This window comes from Rhizobacter sp. J219 (assembly GCF_024700055.1).
In the GTDB taxonomy this organism is placed as follows: domain Bacteria; phylum Pseudomonadota; class Gammaproteobacteria; order Burkholderiales; family Burkholderiaceae_C; genus Rhizobacter.
Genome location: NZ_JAJOND010000001.1, coordinates 1,746,174 through 1,762,594 on the forward strand (window position 1 = coordinate 1,746,174; position 16,421 = coordinate 1,762,594).

A 16,421-nucleotide genomic window follows, 5' to 3' on the forward strand; every position below is an offset into this window, starting at 1 on the left:
CGCTACGACGGCAGGAAGTCGAACGGGTAGGTGGCGATCAGCGTGTCGACCGGCTTGGCGCCGAAGTCGAACTGCTTGATGCGCGCCAGCAGCTTGCGCTCGAGTTCGGGGTTCTTGAGTTCGCTGGATTCGATCTTGAGATCGGTCACTTCACCCGACGGCGCGATCGTGAGCTTGAACACCACCTTGCCTTGCAGCGTGGGCTCGTCGCGCAGCGCGCGGTTGTAGATGGCGTAGATCGCGCCCTTGTTGCGCTCGAACACGAGCCGCAGGTCTTCGATCGAGCGCGAGGCCTTGCTGCCGGCGCCCTTTTGCAGCGTGCCGCCACCTCCACCCTGCCCCGAGCCGGCGCCGGTGCCACCACGGCCACCACCACCGAAGCCGCCGCCGCCACCACCACCGGCCACACCTTCCACCAGCGTGGTGCCGCGGCCGGCGAGGCCGCCACCGCCGGTGTTGCGGCTGTAGCCGGCGGTGTTGATGCCGCCGCTGCCGCCGGTCGCGTTCGAGGTGATCATCGCGCGGTCGGGTGTGCCCTGGTCGGTGCCGGCTCCCACGCCCACGCCCACGCCGGCACCCACGCCGGGGCCTTGCTTGATATTGGGGTTGAGCTGGACGGCGGTCGGCGCGCTGTGCATCTGGTTGAGCGTGTCCTTCATCGCCAGCAGGCCGACGCCAGCCGCCTTGCGGCGTGCGCCTTCGATCTCACCCGGCGGACGGTTCGGTTGCGGCTGGCGCGCCTCGGGCACCGGCGCCGCCTTCTTCTGAGGCTCGGGCTTCACCGGCTCCGGCGTGCCGGGCTTGAGTTCGGGCTGCTCCTTGGTCGCCACATCGGGCGCCTTGGGCTTGGGCGGAGGCGGGGTCTCCTTCTGCTCGATCATCAGCTTGGCAATGCGCGGCGGCAGCTCCGCGGGCTTGGCGCGGTCTTCCTTCGGCGTGGGCATCAGCAGCAGGAAGAGGCAGATCAGCGCCGTGATCGCCAGCACCACGTTCAGGATGCGGCGGTAGCGCTTGTCGTCCTCGGGTACGCCGGCCCAGGCCAGCACGTGGGGACGGAAAGTGATTGCGGCTAGAGCAGCCATGATCAGGTTTTCCTATTCACGGCAAACGCGATCTCGGAGAAGTTCGCGCGGGCACTGGTGTACATCACCTTGCGCAAGAGGCTGTAGGGGATGTTCTTGTCGCCCATGATGGTGATGGCCTTGGCGGTGGCGTCCTTGTCGGCGCCCACCACCTGGCGGCTGGCGAGAATGTCCAGCTCGGCCTTGAGGCCCGGGATCAGGTCGCCCTGGATCGCGTTGGCCTCGGCCACGCTCGCGACCCTGCGGCCGTCGACCACGATGTCGGTGTCGCTCACCGCGACCACGATGGTCTCGCGCGGCGCTTTCTCGGCGATGGAGTCGGGCAGCTTCACCGCCTTGGAATTGGTCAGCACCTCGATGCCGGTGCTCGACATCAGGAAGAAGATCAGGATGGTGAAGATGTCGATCAGGGCCACGAGGTTCATGTCGAGGCCCGACTGGTTGCGCGCCAGCCGTGCCGCGCGCTTTTCGATCCCGGTCATTTTCATGGGCAGCCCTCCTACTTCTTGGGTGCGCTGATGGGCGCGTCGCCGATGGAGATGTCGGGGAACAGCTCGATGTTCGGCGTCTTCGGCCCGGCATTGGCCGGCTTGGCTTCGCGCACGGCGTCCATCACCTGCACCAGCACGTCGTACGAGGTGTTGGGCTGGGCGAGTACGCTGGCGGCCCGGGTCTCGGGGAACTTCGCCTTGATCTGCTGCATGAGCGCCGAGAGCGCCACGAGGTCGTAGCCGGTCGGGGTGTTGCCCACGCGCTGGATCAGGCCGCCGATGCGGTCACCGACCTCCAGCGCATCGGGGCGGATCACGATCTCGAGCTTGAGGTCGTTGACCTTGAGCTGCTCCACACCGGGAGCGTTCTTCGCCGGCAGCGACAGTTCGAGCACCGCCAGGCGCGAGAACACCGCGGTCGACAGCAGGAACGGCACGAGCACCACGATCACGTTGATGAACGCGGTGACTTCCAGGTGCGCCACGGGCTTGCGCGGGCGTCGGATGGGCATGTGGGGGCCTCTTGCGGAGAGACGGTGATTCGATCAGCGTGCGGCGGCCTGCTGCTCGGCCTTGATGCGGCCCGTCACGTTGAGGAAGCTGATCTTGGCGGCTTCCAGCCCGTCGACGATCTCGGTGGTGCGCGCCTGCAGGAAGGCGTGGATCAGGAGGAACGGGATGGCGACCGACAGCGCGAAGGCGGTGTTGTTCATCGCGATCGAGATCGAGGCCGACAGCAGCTCCGCCTTCTCGGCCGGGTTCACCGCGGCCACGGCCGTGAAGCCCTTGATCAGGCCGATGATGGTGCCCAAGAGGCCCACCAGCGTGATCACGTTGGCGAGCGTGGCGATGTAGTGGGTGCGCTTTTCCAGGCGCGGCACGATTTCCATCATGCCTTCCTCCATCGCGGCATCGATGTCTTCGCGACGGGCCGGGCTCTGCATGCGCTCGAGCCCATTGGCGACGATCTTGCCGATGGCGGCATCAGACCCCGAGGCGGCACTGTGCACTTCCTTGAAGCGGCCGCTCTGCAACATCGGCAGCACCTTCGCCCACAGCTTGCGGTTCTCGCTGCGCGCACGCTGCAGGAACACGTAGCGCTCGATGGCGATCGCGAGGCCGACCGCCATGATGGCGATGCTGAAGTAGATGGCGACACCGCTGTCCTGGAAGAACTTGACAGCAAAATCGACGACGCTCATGGAAGTCTCCTGTGGGAACGGATCAAGGTGAAAAGAAGGGTCAGGGCTTTGCGGTAGGCGCAGCCCCGTTGGGATTGACCGGAGTCACGGCCGCCTTCGCGGCCTGGATCTGGGTGTCGTACTGGACCTGCCGGCGGAACACATCGCGATCGACCGGCGCCAACGCCTCGTCGAGCACGCTGGCCGGCGGCTTGCCCGAAAGCTCGCTCTGCACGGGCTTCTTCCACGGCACGATGTAAAGCACCTTGGGCAGCTCGCGGTTGCCGATGATCTTGGTGCCTTCGATGTCGGCACGGTCTTGCGCGTGCGCGGCTGGCAAGACAACCAGCGCGAATGCGGCCAGCGTTGAGAGGCGCGTGGTCATTCCTTCTCCTTGCGCGGCGCGGCAGGCGCTGCAGCAGCGGCGGCCGTGGCGGGCTTGCGGTTCTTGAGGTCGGCCAGCCACTTGGTGACGGTGGCATCGCCCCCAGGAGACATCGCGAGGTAGCGATCGTAGTGCTCCGCGGCGCGCTTCGGGTCCCAGAGATAGAGGTCGTAGAGCACGCCCAGGTTGAGCACCGCGGCGGCGTAGTTGCCGTCGAGGTCGATGGCCCGCTCGTAGGCTTCGCGCGCCTTGGCGAACTGGCCCTGCAGGCGATAGGTGATGCCCAGCTGGTTGAAGTAGACCGGCTGGCGCGGGCTGGCCTTGGTGGCCTGCTCCAGGGCAGCGGCCGACTCGGGCAGCTTGCCGGCCTGGCGGTAGATGACGCCCAGGTTGGCGTAGGGGCCGCCCAGCTCGGGGTGGAACTGGATCAGCGCCTTGAAGCCACGCTCGGCGTCGTCCATGCGGCCGGCGCGCATGGCGCGGCGGGCGTCGTCGAAGGCGCGCTGAGCGGCCGGCGTGATGGCGGGGCCTTCAGGTTCGACGGGTTTGGGAGCCGGTGCCGATGCGGCAGCGGCCACGGGTGCGGCATTGACCGTGGCATTGGCGGCACGCGCAGCCACACTGGCGGCCGGCCTTACCGGCTCGGGCATCGGCTCGGCTTGAGGCTCTGACAACAGCGCGCAACCCGCCATCGCCAGACCCGCCAGCGCCGACAAGGCGCGCAGCGAACCGAGCGGACGCCGTGGAGCCGGCTTTGCCGGTCCACCAGCGTCGCCCCCTTGAGGGGGTGCGCCTGAGGCGCTCCGGGGGTGGGCGTTATCAACGAATCGCATCGACGATCGCCTCGCTCTTTTCGGTCTTGCCATAACGCACCGGGCGCAACTCCTTCAACGCGGTATAGCTCTTCTTCACCCACTCGTCGTAGATGCCGTCGGCCGTGCGTCGGATGTTGATCTCGTGCAGCTCGGTCGACTTCTCGTTGAACGGGTCGGCCTGCTCTTCGAGCATCAGGTTGTACTGCTCCAGCTCCAGCTTCGACAGCCTCTTCGGCCGCTGCGAGTTCAGCAGGGCCTTGCTGAAGTCTTGATAGATCGCGGCAATGTGGTACGTGGCCGCGGTCGCCGCATCGGCCACACCGGAGTTGGCCGCGGCGCTGTAGGCCTTGAGGACCTCGTCCATCTTGGCCTTCTTGAGCTTGAGCGACTTGGCCAGTGGCTCCACGAGCTGGATCTTCTTGTAGGCCTCATAACTGGGCTCCACCAAGGCCAGCGAGGCCATCGCGCCCAGGTAGCGGGTGCGGTTGGTGCGGGCGTTGCCGCCCGCCAGGTCGGCACGGTAGATGTCGTTCATCAGCGCCATCTCGCGCTTCGCGTCGCCGTCTTTCTTGGCGATCTGCGCGAGGCGCCAGCGGGCCTCGATGCTCGTTTCCAGCGGATCGGGGTACTGCTTCAGGTAGCGCTCGTAAGTCTTGGCGGCAAGCGTGCGCGCGCCGCCTTTCTCGTGCAGCTCAGCGGCCTGCCAGAGCGCGGCTCGGGCGACCTTCGCGTCGGTGCTGCTCGCGGCCAGGCGCTCGAACTCGCTCGCGGCGCGGCTCCACTGGCCTTTTTCCATGTAGGCCACCGCGAGCTTGCCGCCCACCTCGGCCTGCAGCGGATGTTTGGGGAAACGGGTGCGGAAGTCTTCCAGCGTGCTGGCGGCGAGGTCCCAGTCCTTCAGCGCGATCAGCGCTGCCGCGGCGTCGTACTGTGCGTTGGCGCGCACCGCCGACTGCGGCGCGACCACGGCCACGCGGTTGAAATGGCCCACGGCATCGCGCAGCTTGCCGGCCGCCCTCGCCTGCTCGCCCTGCTTGTAGACGGAGGCCGCCACACGCTCGACCAGCTCGTTGCGGCCCGCTTCCTTCTCGGGCGTCAGCGCCAGCACTTCAAGGTAGGCCCGCTCGGCGCGGTCGAAACGGCTGGACTCGAAGGCCGAGTGGGCGACGACCGTCCACGCCACGCGGCGTTGCGTGGCGGGCGCCGGAGGTTGCAGCGCCAGCACCTGCTCGGCCACCGGCTCGGCACGCTCGTCGCGCAGGGCGAAGAGTTTTTCGGCGGTGTTGGTCAGCACGGTGGGCGTGCGTGCGTCGGCGGGGAAGGTCTTGGCGAAGCGAAGCGCGCTGTCGACGCCGGTGCGCTGCAGCGCCTGCAAGTCGGCGCCCTGCACACGCTTCTCTTGCGCCGCATAGCTCAGCAGGGCCGAGTAGCCGGCATCGGCGCTGCGCTCGTGCGTGGGGTACTGGTAGGCCGTCTTCTCATACTCGACCGCCGCCTCGGGGAAGCGGTTGTCTTCACGCAGCAGTTCGGCCAGCAGGAAGTTGTTTTGCGCCGCATCCGGGTCGTTGGGGAACGCGCCGAGATAGGCGCGGTACCAGCGCACCGCCTCCTGGTAGTCGGCGGAGGCCTTGCTCTTCTGCGCCAGCGCGTGGTGGTGACGCGCCAGTTCGGCCATGTGCGTCTTGACCAGGGGCTGTGCCGCCTCCCAGCCCTCGGGATTGGCCTTGCGGAACTCGCCTTCCATGCCGTAGCGGGAGACGTAGTCCTTCTTCGCGTCGATCGCGAGCGTGGCGAAGCCGGCGTTCTGATAGATGTCGATCACACGGGCCTGCAGCTGCGGCGCCTGCGCGTGCAGCGGCTGGCGCTTGGCAAATGCGCCGAAGGCATCGGCGGCGTCTTTCGTGCGCTCCTGCTTGATGTAGAGACTCGCCCAGTTGCTGATAGACGCGGAACTCGTACGACTTGCGCTCATCGGTCGTGACGTAGCTCGGAATGGAGTCGGCGCCGTTCAGGCTGGCGAGCGACAGGCTGGCCACCCGGAAGGTGTCTTCCACCAGTTCGCGGTCGGCGCGCGTCAGGCCTTCGAGGCTGTCGAAGCTCGGCGCCACCCGGGCGGTTGGCGACCTTGAGGTCGAGCACGCCGAAAAAGGACTTGAGCGCGTCTTCCACCTGGCTCTGCTTGAAGAGCGACCAGCCGTGCATGTACAGCGCACGCTCGTGGAAGTTGCCCTGCCGGTTGCCGGTGAGCACTGTGGCGTAGGCCTTCTCGGCCTTGTTGTACTCGCGCAGGCTGAACAGCATTTCGCCGCGGCGGAACTGGGCTTCTTCGAGGAACGGCGTCTTGGGGTACTGCGCGACCAGCGTGTCGAGCGTCTTGAGCGCGTTTTCCAGCTCGCCGCCCTGCTCGTAGGCACGGGCGATCTGGTAGTAGACGCGGTCGTTGGCCGGGTCGTTGGGGAACGCCTTCAGGTACTCCTGGTAGCGCGCGATCGCGGCCTTGTAGTCCGGGTTGGCGGTGCCGTCGCCGCTGGCGAGCTTGTTGTCGGCGGTGTCCATCTCCAGGTCGCCGAGGCGGCGCATCGCTTCATTGCGCTGCGGCGCGTTGGGCGCGACTTCGAGGAACTTGCGATACGCGGCGATGGCCTTCTCTTCGGGAACGCTCGCCACCGGGTCGGCCTGCACGTCGATCTGGCGGCCGGCCAGGCTCTTGAGCGTGGGCGGCTCGGGTTCGCGGCTGCTGCGCTTGCCGGCGCAGCCGGCCAGCAGGCACGCCAAGGCCACGGCAACAGGAATGGCGGCAAGCTTACTTGGCTGCATCGCCGCCTTCCTTGGCCTTGGTGGCCCGGTCGTACAACTGCGCCACCGCGAAGCGCGCCTGCACGCCGTAGGCGGCCAGGCGCTCCTTCTGGCGCACGAGTTCGGCCACGGCCAACTCCTGCAGGGCCGCCTGCTGTTCCTGGCTCAGCGCCACCACCTGCGGGATCAGCACGTCGACACGCTTGCCCAGCTCGGCAATGCGCTCGCCGAAACGGTCGAACTTGGCCGGCTCATCGCGCTGGGCCTGTGCCAGCCGGGCCTCGCGCCCCTGCGCTTCGGCCACGCCGGCGTCGAGTGTCTGCAGGTCGCGGCTGGTTTCGTAGGCGCGCTGGGGGTAGGCCTGCGCCAGACGCCACACCATCGCACCGGAGGCCAGGCGCAGGCGCTCGCGGGCTGCCGCACTCTCGGGGTCGTTGCCGGCCTTCTGCAGCTCGGCCTTCACACCCTCGATCAGCTCGATCAGTTCGCGTTCCCGGGCGCTGGCAAAGGCCTCGCCATCGCCCCGCGCCTCGGCTTCGGCCAGCTCGGCCGCCAGCCCCGCAGCACGCAGGGCCATGTCTTTCAGACCGCTCTGGCTCGCCTTGGCCAATACGACGGGCAGGCGGTCGGCGTAGGCCTTGCGGCGGTTGTCGAGCATGTCGTTGAACACGCCCAGGTTGTCTTTCCAGCGCTGCAGGTTGCGCGTGAGGAACAGCAGGTCACGGTAGTTCTTGAAGGCTTCCTGGAAGTCGTGCTGCGACAGCACCTGCGTCAGGTGGCCGGCGTGCGGCATCTGCGGCAGCGAGCGGATGGTCCAGAACCAGCCCATCTCTTCACCCGGGTTCTCGTCGAGCAGGCCCTCGACCAGCTTGCCCGAGCGGATGGCGGCGATCGACTCGTCGAGGCCCTTGTTCTCGCGCTCGAACAGATCGATGGCGGCGTTGTAGCGGTCGAGCGCCTGGCCGAAGGCACCGAGCTGGCCATAGGCATAGGGCAGCGCAATGCTGGCTTCGAGCACAGCCGCATCGCTCGCGTCGCGGTCGGCGAGTTCGGTCCAGGGCACGAGAGCCTGCTTGTGGTTCTTGATCGAGGCCGAGGCCCAGCCGAAACCGAGCAGCGCCTTGTTGGACTGCGGGCCGTTCAGGCGCACACGCTCCAGGAAGGGGCCGGCCGCTTCGGGCTTGTCCGCCTGCAGGGAGGCGAGGCCCAGCGCCACGTTGGCCTTGTCGCGCAGGCTCCTGAACTCTTCGGTGGCCTGCGGCGGTGTCGGGGCCTTGCCGATCTGGTCGAGCAAGGCAGCCCCTTTGGCGGCATCGCCGTTGCGCACCATCGCCACGCCGAGGTTGTAGCGGGCATAGAGGTGGGCGCTCGTCGTGCCTTCGGAGATCTCTTTCTCGATGCCTGGCACGCTGTTGAGCGCGGCCGCGGCACCGGCGTAGTCGCCCAGGGCCATCAGCACGTTGGCTTTGACGAGCACGCGGTCTTCTTCCAGCTCGGGCGGCAGGTTCTTCTCGATGCGTGAGAGCGCGTCGGCCGCGTCGGCGTGGAAACCGCGCTGGTAGCGGATCTTGGCGAGGAAGTACCAGGCGCGGTCGCGCACCGGCGGTTCGGCGCCCTTCTCGATCAGCCGGGTAAAGATCTCGCCGGCCTCGCGATGCATGCCATACGACAGCAGCATGCCGCCGCGCAGCAGCTCGGCTTCGTCGGCATGCTTTTGCACGCGCTCGAAGTGCTGCGACACCATCAGGCCGGTGATCGCGGTGAAGTAGTGCTCCTGGTAGAAGTGGAACAGGGTGTCGCCGTAGTGCGGGTCCTGCACCTTGCGTTCCACCTTCTTGCCGGCCGCGAGCGCGCCTGAGGCCGCCACGGCAATGGCCACCGCCACGCCAAGCCGTTTCAGTGTCGGCTTGAGCTTCACTGCCGAGGTCAGTCGAGAGGCCATGAGGTCAGGAAAAGGAATCAGGGACGCGATGCGATTTATTGCCAGACCTTGACCTGGAACTCCGGCTGCAATTTGCCCTGCGAGTCCTTGATCTGCAGCTCGATGTACTTGGGCTCGGTGCCCTTGTCGAATTTGACGGTGGCACCGCGCTTGTAGTCGCGGAAGTGCGGGCCGCCGCCGGTGAAGAGCGCCACGATCTCGTGCGTGCCGGTCTTGAGGTTGCCGAGGTAGAGGCGCTGCACGCCGCCGCGGTGAAGGGCCTTCACCTCGGCCGGGGTGTAGAGGTAGTTGGCGACGACCTTCTCGTCGAGCTTGATCTGCACCGACTCCAGTTCGAAGAGCTTGCCCACGTCCATCGACACGAACACCGCCACCTGGGTGTTGGCCGGGAAGAGCAGCTCCTCTTCGAGCACCAGCAGGTCGCGGTTGAGCTTGATGACGTCGGCCTTGGCTTCCTGCACGCGGGTGTCGAGGCCTGCAGCGGAGGCGGCCGACGCAGCGGCAGCCGGTGCCGAGGCCGCCATCGGGGCAGCGGCGACGGTGGGCGCACTGGCAGCAGCGGCGGGCGCAGGCGTCTGGGCCCACGACGCCGAGCCGGCCAGCAGCAGCATCGCGGCGAGGCGTTTGCAGCAGGAGATGAAATTCATGGACGGACTCTCGTCAATCAGAAGTTGGCCGACAGGAAGACTTGCACCACGTTGGCGTCGTGCTTGTAGGCCTGGCCGGAGCGGATGTCGGTGAAGTCGGCGAACTTGAAGCTGATGCGCTCGACCGCGACGTTGAGCTTCAGGTCGTAGCTGCCGGGCACGTGCTTCAGGGTATAGGCCATCTTGGCGCCCAGGCTCAGGCTTTTGAAGGTGGACAGCTGGCGGTTGCGCGACAGGTAGGTCGTGGTGGAACTCGCGTTGTCGCTGTAGAAGAGCGCCTTGCTCTGCGTGTAGTAGCGGCCGTACCAGTCGACCAGCCACGGGTCGCCGATCTGGCGGCTGTAGCCCAGCTCGAAGGTGTGGGCCTTGATGGCCCAGTTGTCCCAGAAGTAGCGGTACTCGGCACGTGTGGCATGGCCGGGCTTGACCTCGCCCAGCACGCGGAACTTGATCGCGCGGCTGGAGCGCGTGCGCGGGTTGCGCTCGGGCACGGCGGCACCGAAGGCTCGGGCCACCCGGTAGGGGCTGCCGAGGAAACCGTCGTCGGCCACGGCCTCCCAGTTGATGCTGGCCAGCCAGGACGGGCTCAGGATCTGCGTCAGGCCCAGGCGGTAGCGCCAGTGCATGGCATGGTCGAAAAAGCCATCGTTCTTGCGTCCGACCTGGTCTTCGGCACGGGTGAAGCCGAGGGCGATCGTGGTCATGCCGCCGAACACCTCCTGGGCCACGTCGACGCTCGTCGCATCGGCCACGTAGTCGGGCTCCTTGCTGTGCGAGGTGCTGACCGAGAGGGTGGCATCGCGCACCACGTAGTCGGCGCCGATGATGTATTCGTTGCGCGTTTCCTTGTAGGGGCTCGCGGTGGTGACGACGTCGATCGAGGCGTTGCTCACGATGTCGACGTAGTAGTTGGCCGAGAGCGAGAGGTTCTCGCCGAGCTTCTTGCGCACCAGGAAGGCCGGGCCATAGGCCTTGAGGCCGCCGCCTTCGTAGACGTGGAGCATGGCGTCGGCGCGGTCGGCCGGCAGCGTGGGCGCAGCACCGGCCACGCCGCTTGCCAGCGCGCCACCCAAGAGGCCGGCGGCCTGAACCGCCGAGCCCGGCTGACGGCGCAGCGCCGCCAAGCCACGACGCAGCACGGCCCCGAGCGAACGGGCGATGGCGACGAGCACGGCCCGGCCGTCAGTTGCAGCCACAGCCGCCTCCTTGCACGCCGGTCGCGCCGCGCCCGCCCTCGCGCACCTCGCGCACATGCTCGAAGTGCTTGGCCGACAGGCCATCGCGGGTGAACTGCAGCAATGGCGAGGCGAGGCGCTCGCGCTCGTACGGCTTGACCCAGGGCTCGATGCTGCCGCAGGCGCCCAGCAGGCTGGCGATGGCTGCCGCCGCGAGCCCGCGCAGGCACAGGGACGTCAGGCGGCGCATCATCTTTCCTTCAGCAGTTCGCGGATCTGCTGGTCGTAGGTGTCTTCGTAGCCGTCCTGGTAGCCGCGGTGCAGGAAGCGAACCTTTCCGCTGCGGTCGATCACCATGGTGGACGGCATGCTGTTCAGGTCGTACAGCTTGCTCACGGCCTTGTCGGTGTCGAGCAGCACCGGGAAGCTCACCTTCAGCTTGCCGGCCACCTCGGCGGCGTTGCGCACGTCTTCGTCGATGTTCACACCCAGCAGCACGAGGCCGGCCGACTTGTACTTGTCGGAGATGCGGTTCAGGTGCGGCATCTCCTTGCGGCAAGGGCCGCACCAGGTGGCCCAGAAGTTCACCAGCACGACCTTGCCGCGCTGCTCCTGCAGGCGCATGTTGGGGCCGTTCAGCGTGCGCAGGGTGAAGTCGGGGGCGTTCGAGCCGACGGTGACGGCGGCGTTCGCCCAGCCGGCAGCCGCCAGCAGCAGAGAACCCAGCAGGGTCGAAGGCACGATGCGAAGGAAAGTGGAGGTCATGAAAAGCACCTGTCAAAAGAAGAAGGTCGCGCCGAGGGTGAACTCGGGGTTGTGGGTGCTCTTGCGGCGCCCCAGCAGGTCGTAGGTGAACATGTGGTCGCGCACGTCGATCTGCAACGCAAACCAGTCGGCGAAGAGCACGCGCGAGCCGACGCCGTAGTTGATCGTCTGCTTGCGCTGCTCGAGGAACTTGGTGTTGCCGATGCCCGCGATGAGGTACAGCGCCGACGCCTTGGCCGTGTTGCGCCAGATGAAGATCTCGCCGGGCAGCGCGTTCCAGCCGATCGACACGTTGTAGTAGGTCAACGTCTCCGAACCACTGGGGAAGATGCCGCCGGGGAGGATCTGCCGGTAGTTCTCGTCGCTGACCTTGGTGCGCCCGTAGGCGCCCTCGACGAAGAAGTCCTCGGTGATGTGATAGCCCAGGCGTACGCCGCTCACGGAGCTGGAGCCGAAGCTCTCGGTGGCGTAGGTTCCGGTGAAGAGGCCAAGTTCGAAGTCCTTCGAGGGGAACTTGGGCACCTTGACGTTGCGCCGGTCGACCTGCGGCACGATGACCTGCTCGTTGGCGGGCTTGTTCTCCTTGTCTTTCTCGTCGGCAGCAAACACATGCAGCGGCGCACACAAGGCGGCGGCGGACAGAAGCGAGGAGATGATCAGCGTGTGGGTCGTGGGCATGATGGCGTGCGCAATGAGACCGATCAGAAGAAGAACGACAGCCCGGCGGTCACCGCGCGGTACTCACCGTAGCGTGTCTCGCTGAGGAAGGCGGTGTAGAAGGTGTAGTCGGCTCGCACGACGAAGCGCTCGGTCAGGTAGTAGCGCAGGCCGATCGTGCCGTTGGCGAGGTTCACGTTGGTGAGCTGCGCACCCACCAGGCTCTGGTTCGGGATGTTCTTGAACTTGCCGACACCGATGCCGAAGTACGGTGACCAGCGCTTGTGCGACCAGGGTTCGGTGTTGAGGTTGAAGTGCCACAGGTCGGTGCCCGAGAAGACGCCCTGCACCTGGCCGATCGTGCCTTCGAGCGTCATGGTGTCGGACAGGCGATAGCCCATCCACAGTTTGAGCATCGGCTCCTTCTTGAAGCGGCCGTAGCCGGCACCCATTTCGAGCTTGCGCTTGAGGTAGTCGTCGAGCGCCACGTCGCGGAAGGTCTTCTGGCCACCCGCTTCCGTCAACGTGCGCTCCAGTTGCTGGCGCACCACCCAGCCCACCTTGCCGTCGGACGTGCGGATCTTGAACCAGTCGGTGCGGCGCAGCTCGATCTCGACCCAGTCGGCACGCTCGACCACGTGGAACACCGGGTAGCCCCGGCCCGGGCCGGTGTGCACTTCGAGGTAGGGGTCGGCGACCGTAAGGCGCTCGCGGGGGGCATCGGCCGCATGGGCCGCACCTGTTGCGGCCACTCCGGCCACGCCCAGCACGCACGCGCAGGCCGCGCTTCGAACGAGGCGCAGCACCTTCATGGACAGGTCGGGCCGCCAGGCAAGTCGGTGGTGAGTTCGTCCTGCCCCACGGGGATGGGGTTGGTCATCCAGTACAGGAGCTTCTGCACGTTCGGGTCCAGGTCGTTCGCGAAGATCTGGCCGCCACCATGCAGCACGCCGCGGACCAGCGGCTTCGTGATGAGCCGGCTGAGCGGCACGGAATTGAAGGTCACTTCGCCTTGCGCGGAGTAGTAGTTCTTGTACATGTCGCTGGCGCGGATGACGTCGGCCGTGCTTAGCAGGCTGACGGGCGCTGCTGAGGGCCGCACCCGGAATGCGCCGCCCGCGCCGTTGGCATCGTCATGGCAGCCCGCTCCCCCACAGGTGTTGGTGACCGGCGGATTGGAGCCAATGATGGGAAGGGACGCAAGGAATATCGGGTTGATGCAGCGCTGGAAGTAGGCAAAGGAAAGCTGGCGCCCCCCTGTGCCACCACCTCCGTTCGGGATGTCGGGCGGGTTGCCAAGCGGCGTCCCGCCGCCGCAACCCGCCACCAGGGCGATCAGCGCCGCAGCCAGGCCCGCGCGCACGAGGCGCGGGGGGTGATCCACGCTTGCCTGCGCGCAGCGCAGGCTCGGGACTCGCTGGCGAAATACACGCTTTTCCTTTGTCAGCATCCGGTGGCGATCCAGGTCGCGATCGTCTGGTAGTCGGGGCTGCCCACCGGGAGGACAGGCGCCGTGCCGCCCGCAGGGTGCGGGTTGCTCGACGGCCGGCTCAGCAGGTAGTTCGACGCCGCATCGCAGGTGTTGGAAATCATCGAGAGTGTCACACCGAAATCGCCCTCGGTGCTACCGGTCAGCACGAAGCGGTTGCCGCGGAACGTCAGACCGCCGGGCACGGCCGGGTCGATGTTGCCGGCCTGGTGGCACGAAGCGGCGCAGGTCCGGCGCAGGATCGGCTGCACAGTGGTGGCGAAGGTCGCCTCCGACAGGCCGGTGACGGCGCGCACGCTGCCGTTCGGGTTGAACGGGTCGTTGTAGTACTGGCCGCCGAGGTCCATCCATTCCGTCACGAGGCGCAGCTCGGCCTTGTTGAGCAGGGCAGCGTGGTTCGGGGCGGTGCCGGGCGGGTTCGGGTGGGCGGTGCGGGCAGCGGCGCCTGCGAGCAAGTTTTCGCCGAAGAGGATCTCGCCCAGGCGGCTCTTGCGGGTGCCGCCGGCCGAGTTGGCCGCGCTGGAGCTGGTTTCCACCAGCGCCGCGCCGCGCTCGATCATCGGCTCGCCGTCGCGGATGACGATCTGCGGCAGGCCGGTAGCCTGGTCGATGATCGGGTCGCCCACCACGAGCTCTTCGTACGAGGTCATGCGACCGGTGCCGGAGGTGGTGCCGCGCAGGTCGAGCACGGCGGCATCGCTGTGGCAGTTGGTGCAGGTGTGGGCACCCGCCGGACCACGGGCACGCGTCCACAGCGGGGCGATGTGCTCGGGGTAGTTGATGATGCCGCGGTGCGTGCCCGTCGTGGCCGGGGCCGGGGTCTGCAGGTCGTCCGCCGGGTTGGCATTGCCGGTGTAGCGGATCTGGATCGGCGCACGGGCCACGATGCCGCTCTGGGCGGTGTCGGCCCACACGTCGGTGAACTCCAGGTTGGCCTGCAGGGCCAGCGCGGCCGGCGTCTGACGGGTGCGGGTCGAGGCCATCGTCTCACCGGTCTGGTGGTCGGAGGCCAGGGCCGCGACGAGCGCCGCCGGCATGGTGTTGACCACGACACCGGAGTTCAGCGAAGCGCCACGGCGCGGGCTGTGGCAGCCGTCGCAGGTGCGGCGCTCGCCAGGGCGCACTTGAATCCAGTTGGTGTGCGTCTGGATCGCGCGGCCCTTGCTGTCAATGATGGACAGGGCGAGCGGCGTGTCGGCCGGCACGTGCAGTTTGAACGATCCATCGGGCTCCACCGGTGCATAACCGAGGATCTGCTGCTGCTCGAACTCGGTCTCGCCGATCGAGCTGCGCAGGCCGGTCATGCCCTGCGGCGGCGCCACGGCGCGCATGGCACGCACGAAGCGCACCGGGGTGCAGTGGTAGGCCGGGTTGGCCGGGTCCTTGATGGCGTTGATGTCGGCGACGGAGGTGCGGGTCTCGCTCTCCTCGTGCGGCGGCGTGGTCATCGCGATGCCACGAGCGCAACCGGCGGGGCGGTCAGCGTCGGTGAGCATCATTTCGCTCATGCGGCCCAGGCCGTCGGTGTCATAGACGCTGCGCACTTCGATCAGCGCCATGTTCTGTGCGGCCAGCGTGGCGTCGACAGCGACCGGCGGGGTGGCGTTGGGCTCGGCGCGCGCCTGGATGGCGATCGGGTCGGTGTGCATGAAGCCCGCCGGCGGGGCAGCCACCATCAGCCAAGTCTGGTTGGCCGGGTTGTACATGTAGATGCCGTAGGCCGCCGGGGCGTTGTCGCGCACGTTGTCGGCGGCGATGTCGGCGGCGAGGCGGTTGCGGCTGGCCAGACGGGTGCGCTCGGCGTCGGTCAGCGTGGCACAAGGCACCACCTGGCCGTTGCGGGTGACTTCACAAGGACGGTAGGCGACCAGGATGCGGTTGGTGCCATCCCACAACGGGTACGGCGTCGTCACGCGGCCGAACAGCGACAGGCCCATGCCGTCGTTGAGCGTCTGGGCGGTCACTTGGCGCTGCCCGCCCGTGGCAGATGCGGTCACGAACGCGCGGGTGTTGTTTTCAGAGTAGTTGTAGGCGTCGATCACCATCAGCGCGCCACCCTCCTGGGTGCGCGACAGCGGCATCAGCGAGCTCGAGATGTAGCCGCGGTACTGGCCGTTCGGGTCCATGTCGCGCGGATGCAGGAAGCTGTTGCCCGGGCTTTGAGCGCCGTACAACACGAACATGTCGGTGCCGTCGGGCTTGGAGCGGAACACCGCGAAGCGGTTGCGGTCGCCCACGTGCTCCCAGCGCGAGAACATGATGTCACCGTTGGGGCGCACCACCGGGTTGCGGTCGTGGCTCTGGTTGAACGAGATCTGCTGGATGTTGCCGCCGTTGGCATCCATCGTGTGCAGGTTCATCACCGCCTCGCGCTCGTATTCGTCGAGCGCCTTGTAGGCTTGGCCGAGCGCCTGGTTGGGGCGAGCCTTCGTTTGCCGGTTGGACGAAAACACGAAGCCCGCGCCGCCCGGCAGGTAGTACGGGTCGGCGTCGTCGTCGGTGGTCGAACTGGTGATGCGACGCAGCGTGCCGTTGGCCAGCCCGTTGGTCATGTCGTATTCCCAGATGTTCCAGCGGCCGGTACAGGCGGCCGCGCCGTTGATCTGGGAGGTGTTGGAGGTAGGGCAGCGCAGCGCGAAAACAATCTTCTTGCCGTCGTACGAGACCTCGGGGTCCGAGACGTCGCCCTGGCCTTGGGTGATGGAGGCGGTGACGTTGTGCGATTGCGCGCTCGCGGAAGACTTCTCGCGGATGATCAGGTCACCGCCCGGCGCGAACGGCGCGCCGTCGGTCGGGTTCATGCTCAGGCTCGTGGAGCGCTGCGTGTAGGCCACAGGCACGTCGCCGTTGACCGTAACGGTGTCGCCGGAGTCTGTGCTGCTGCTGCCGCTGCCGCAACCGGCGAGCAGCACGCTCGCACACACGGCGACGCATGCCAGCGCATGCTTGCTCGTCAGGACTTCTTTCATGTTCACCTCCTATTGAGTCCGAGTTAT

Annotated in this window: 17 protein-coding genes; all 17 read right to left on the minus strand. The window is 67.2% G+C overall.

Annotated elements, in window-relative coordinates:
* Positions 1 to 2: 2 nt before the first annotated feature.
* The 17 genes from LRS03_RS07920 to LRS03_RS08000 all read right to left on the minus strand — a co-directional run bounded on the left by LRS03_RS07920 (position 3) and on the right by LRS03_RS08000 (position 16,394).
* Positions 3 to 1,082, minus strand: coding sequence for an AgmX/PglI C-terminal domain-containing protein (locus LRS03_RS07920; RefSeq protein WP_257824849.1), 1,080 nt, complete (start codon positions 1,080 to 1,082; stop codon positions 3 to 5).
* 2 nt (positions 1,083 to 1,084) lie between these two features.
* Positions 1,085 to 1,570 carry an ExbD/TolR family protein gene (locus tag LRS03_RS07925; protein ID WP_257824850.1) on the minus strand — a complete coding sequence of 162 codons (486 nt, stop codon included), beginning with the start codon at positions 1,568 to 1,570 and terminating at the stop codon, positions 1,085 to 1,087.
* Positions 1,571 to 1,581: 11 nt separating this feature from the next.
* Positions 1,582 to 2,085: an ExbD/TolR family protein gene (locus LRS03_RS07930; protein WP_257824851.1), complete on the minus strand. Its 504-nt coding sequence runs from the start codon at positions 2,083 to 2,085 to the stop codon at positions 1,582 to 1,584.
* Between the two features lie 33 nt (positions 2,086 to 2,118).
* A complete protein-coding gene (locus LRS03_RS07935; protein ID WP_257824852.1) occupies positions 2,119 to 2,775 on the minus strand; it encodes a MotA/TolQ/ExbB proton channel family protein in 657 nt (218 codons plus the stop codon).
* 40 nt (positions 2,776 to 2,815) lie between these two features.
* The gene (locus tag LRS03_RS07940; RefSeq protein ID WP_257824853.1) at positions 2,816 to 3,139 is read right to left on the minus strand and encodes a hypothetical protein; all 324 of its coding nucleotides are present in this window, start codon (positions 3,137 to 3,139) and stop codon (positions 2,816 to 2,818) included.
* Positions 3,136 to 3,789, minus strand: a complete 654-nt coding sequence (locus tag LRS03_RS07945) for a tetratricopeptide repeat protein (RefSeq protein WP_257824854.1) — start codon at positions 3,787 to 3,789, stop codon at positions 3,136 to 3,138. Before LRS03_RS07945 ends, LRS03_RS07940 begins: the two co-directional genes overlap by 4 nt.
* A 169-nt stretch (positions 3,790 to 3,958) precedes the next feature.
* Positions 3,959 to 5,926, minus strand: a complete 1,968-nt coding sequence (locus tag LRS03_RS07950) for a tetratricopeptide repeat protein (protein ID WP_257824855.1) — start codon at positions 5,924 to 5,926, stop codon at positions 3,959 to 3,961.
* Positions 5,923 to 6,771 (minus strand): tetratricopeptide repeat protein, encoded by an 849-nt coding sequence (locus LRS03_RS07955; RefSeq protein ID WP_257824856.1) that lies wholly within the window; start codon positions 6,769 to 6,771, stop codon positions 5,923 to 5,925. Before LRS03_RS07955 ends, LRS03_RS07950 begins: the two co-directional genes overlap by 4 nt.
* Entirely contained in the window at positions 6,758 to 8,692 is a 1,935-nt protein-coding gene (locus LRS03_RS07960; RefSeq protein ID WP_257824857.1) for a tetratricopeptide repeat protein, read from the minus strand. Before LRS03_RS07960 ends, LRS03_RS07955 begins: the two co-directional genes overlap by 14 nt.
* A 35-nt stretch (positions 8,693 to 8,727) precedes the next feature.
* Positions 8,728 to 9,339, minus strand: a complete 612-nt coding sequence (locus tag LRS03_RS07965; protein WP_257824858.1) for an AraC family transcriptional regulator — start codon at positions 9,337 to 9,339, stop codon at positions 8,728 to 8,730.
* Positions 9,340 to 9,356: 17 nt separating this feature from the next.
* Positions 9,357 to 10,535: a DUF3570 domain-containing protein gene (locus tag LRS03_RS07970; RefSeq protein WP_257824859.1), complete on the minus strand. Its 1,179-nt coding sequence runs from the start codon at positions 10,533 to 10,535 to the stop codon at positions 9,357 to 9,359.
* Positions 10,522 to 10,764: a DUF4266 domain-containing protein gene (locus LRS03_RS07975; RefSeq protein ID WP_257824860.1), complete on the minus strand. Its 243-nt coding sequence runs from the start codon at positions 10,762 to 10,764 to the stop codon at positions 10,522 to 10,524. The genes LRS03_RS07970 and LRS03_RS07975 overlap by 14 nt, the downstream gene beginning before the upstream one ends.
* A complete protein-coding gene (locus tag LRS03_RS07980) occupies positions 10,764 to 11,279 on the minus strand; it encodes a TlpA family protein disulfide reductase (RefSeq protein WP_257824861.1) in 516 nt (171 codons plus the stop codon). The genes LRS03_RS07975 and LRS03_RS07980 overlap by 1 nt, the downstream gene beginning before the upstream one ends.
* Before the next feature lie 12 nt (positions 11,280 to 11,291).
* Positions 11,292 to 11,957, minus strand: a complete 666-nt coding sequence (locus LRS03_RS07985; RefSeq protein WP_257824862.1) for an outer membrane beta-barrel domain-containing protein — start codon at positions 11,955 to 11,957, stop codon at positions 11,292 to 11,294.
* Between the two features lie 23 nt (positions 11,958 to 11,980).
* The gene (locus tag LRS03_RS07990) at positions 11,981 to 12,748 is read right to left on the minus strand and encodes an SH3 domain-containing protein (RefSeq protein WP_257824863.1); all 768 of its coding nucleotides are present in this window, start codon (positions 12,746 to 12,748) and stop codon (positions 11,981 to 11,983) included.
* Entirely contained in the window at positions 12,745 to 13,386 is a 642-nt protein-coding gene (locus LRS03_RS07995; RefSeq protein ID WP_257824864.1) for a hypothetical protein, read from the minus strand. The genes LRS03_RS07990 and LRS03_RS07995 overlap by 4 nt, the downstream gene beginning before the upstream one ends.
* Entirely contained in the window at positions 13,380 to 16,394 is a 3,015-nt protein-coding gene (locus LRS03_RS08000) for an HzsA-related protein (RefSeq protein WP_257824865.1), read from the minus strand. Before LRS03_RS08000 ends, LRS03_RS07995 begins: the two co-directional genes overlap by 7 nt.
* Between the last annotated feature and the right edge of the window lie 27 nt (positions 16,395 to 16,421).

Excerpts from the sequence above, each read along its gene's own strand:
- LRS03_RS07920 (WP_257824849.1), bottom strand. The coding sequence starts at position 1,082 with ATGGCTGCTCTAGCCGCAATCACTTTCCGTCCCCACGTGCTGGCCTGG.
- LRS03_RS07925 (WP_257824850.1), bottom strand. The coding sequence starts at position 1,570 with ATGAAAATGACCGGGATCGAAAAGCGCGCGGCACGGCTGGCGCGCAAC.
- LRS03_RS07930 (WP_257824851.1), bottom strand. The coding sequence starts at position 2,085 with ATGCCCATCCGACGCCCGCGCAAGCCCGTGGCGCACCTGGAAGTCACC.
- LRS03_RS07935 (WP_257824852.1), bottom strand. The coding sequence starts at position 2,775 with ATGAGCGTCGTCGATTTTGCTGTCAAGTTCTTCCAGGACAGCGGTGTC.
- LRS03_RS07940 (WP_257824853.1), bottom strand. The coding sequence starts at position 3,139 with ATGACCACGCGCCTCTCAACGCTGGCCGCATTCGCGCTGGTTGTCTTG.
- LRS03_RS07945 (WP_257824854.1), bottom strand. The coding sequence starts at position 3,789 with ATGCCCGAGCCGGTAAGGCCGGCCGCCAGTGTGGCTGCGCGTGCCGCC.
- LRS03_RS07950 (WP_257824855.1), bottom strand. The coding sequence starts at position 5,926 with ATGAGCGCAAGTCGTACGAGTTCCGCGTCTATCAGCAACTGGGCGAGT.
- LRS03_RS07955 (WP_257824856.1), bottom strand. The coding sequence starts at position 6,771 with ATGCAGCCAAGTAAGCTTGCCGCCATTCCTGTTGCCGTGGCCTTGGCG.
- LRS03_RS07960 (WP_257824857.1), bottom strand. The coding sequence starts at position 8,692 with ATGGCCTCTCGACTGACCTCGGCAGTGAAGCTCAAGCCGACACTGAAA.
- LRS03_RS07965 (WP_257824858.1), bottom strand. The coding sequence starts at position 9,339 with ATGAATTTCATCTCCTGCTGCAAACGCCTCGCCGCGATGCTGCTGCTG.
- LRS03_RS07975 (WP_257824860.1), bottom strand. The coding sequence starts at position 10,764 with ATGCGCCGCCTGACGTCCCTGTGCCTGCGCGGGCTCGCGGCGGCAGCC.
- LRS03_RS07980 (WP_257824861.1), bottom strand. The coding sequence starts at position 11,279 with ATGACCTCCACTTTCCTTCGCATCGTGCCTTCGACCCTGCTGGGTTCT.
- LRS03_RS07985 (WP_257824862.1), bottom strand. The coding sequence starts at position 11,957 with ATGCCCACGACCCACACGCTGATCATCTCCTCGCTTCTGTCCGCCGCC.
- LRS03_RS07990 (WP_257824863.1), bottom strand. The coding sequence starts at position 12,748 with ATGAAGGTGCTGCGCCTCGTTCGAAGCGCGGCCTGCGCGTGCGTGCTG.
- LRS03_RS07995 (WP_257824864.1), bottom strand. The coding sequence starts at position 13,386 with ATGCTGACAAAGGAAAAGCGTGTATTTCGCCAGCGAGTCCCGAGCCTG.
- LRS03_RS08000 (WP_257824865.1), bottom strand. The coding sequence starts at position 16,394 with ATGAAAGAAGTCCTGACGAGCAAGCATGCGCTGGCATGCGTCGCCGTG.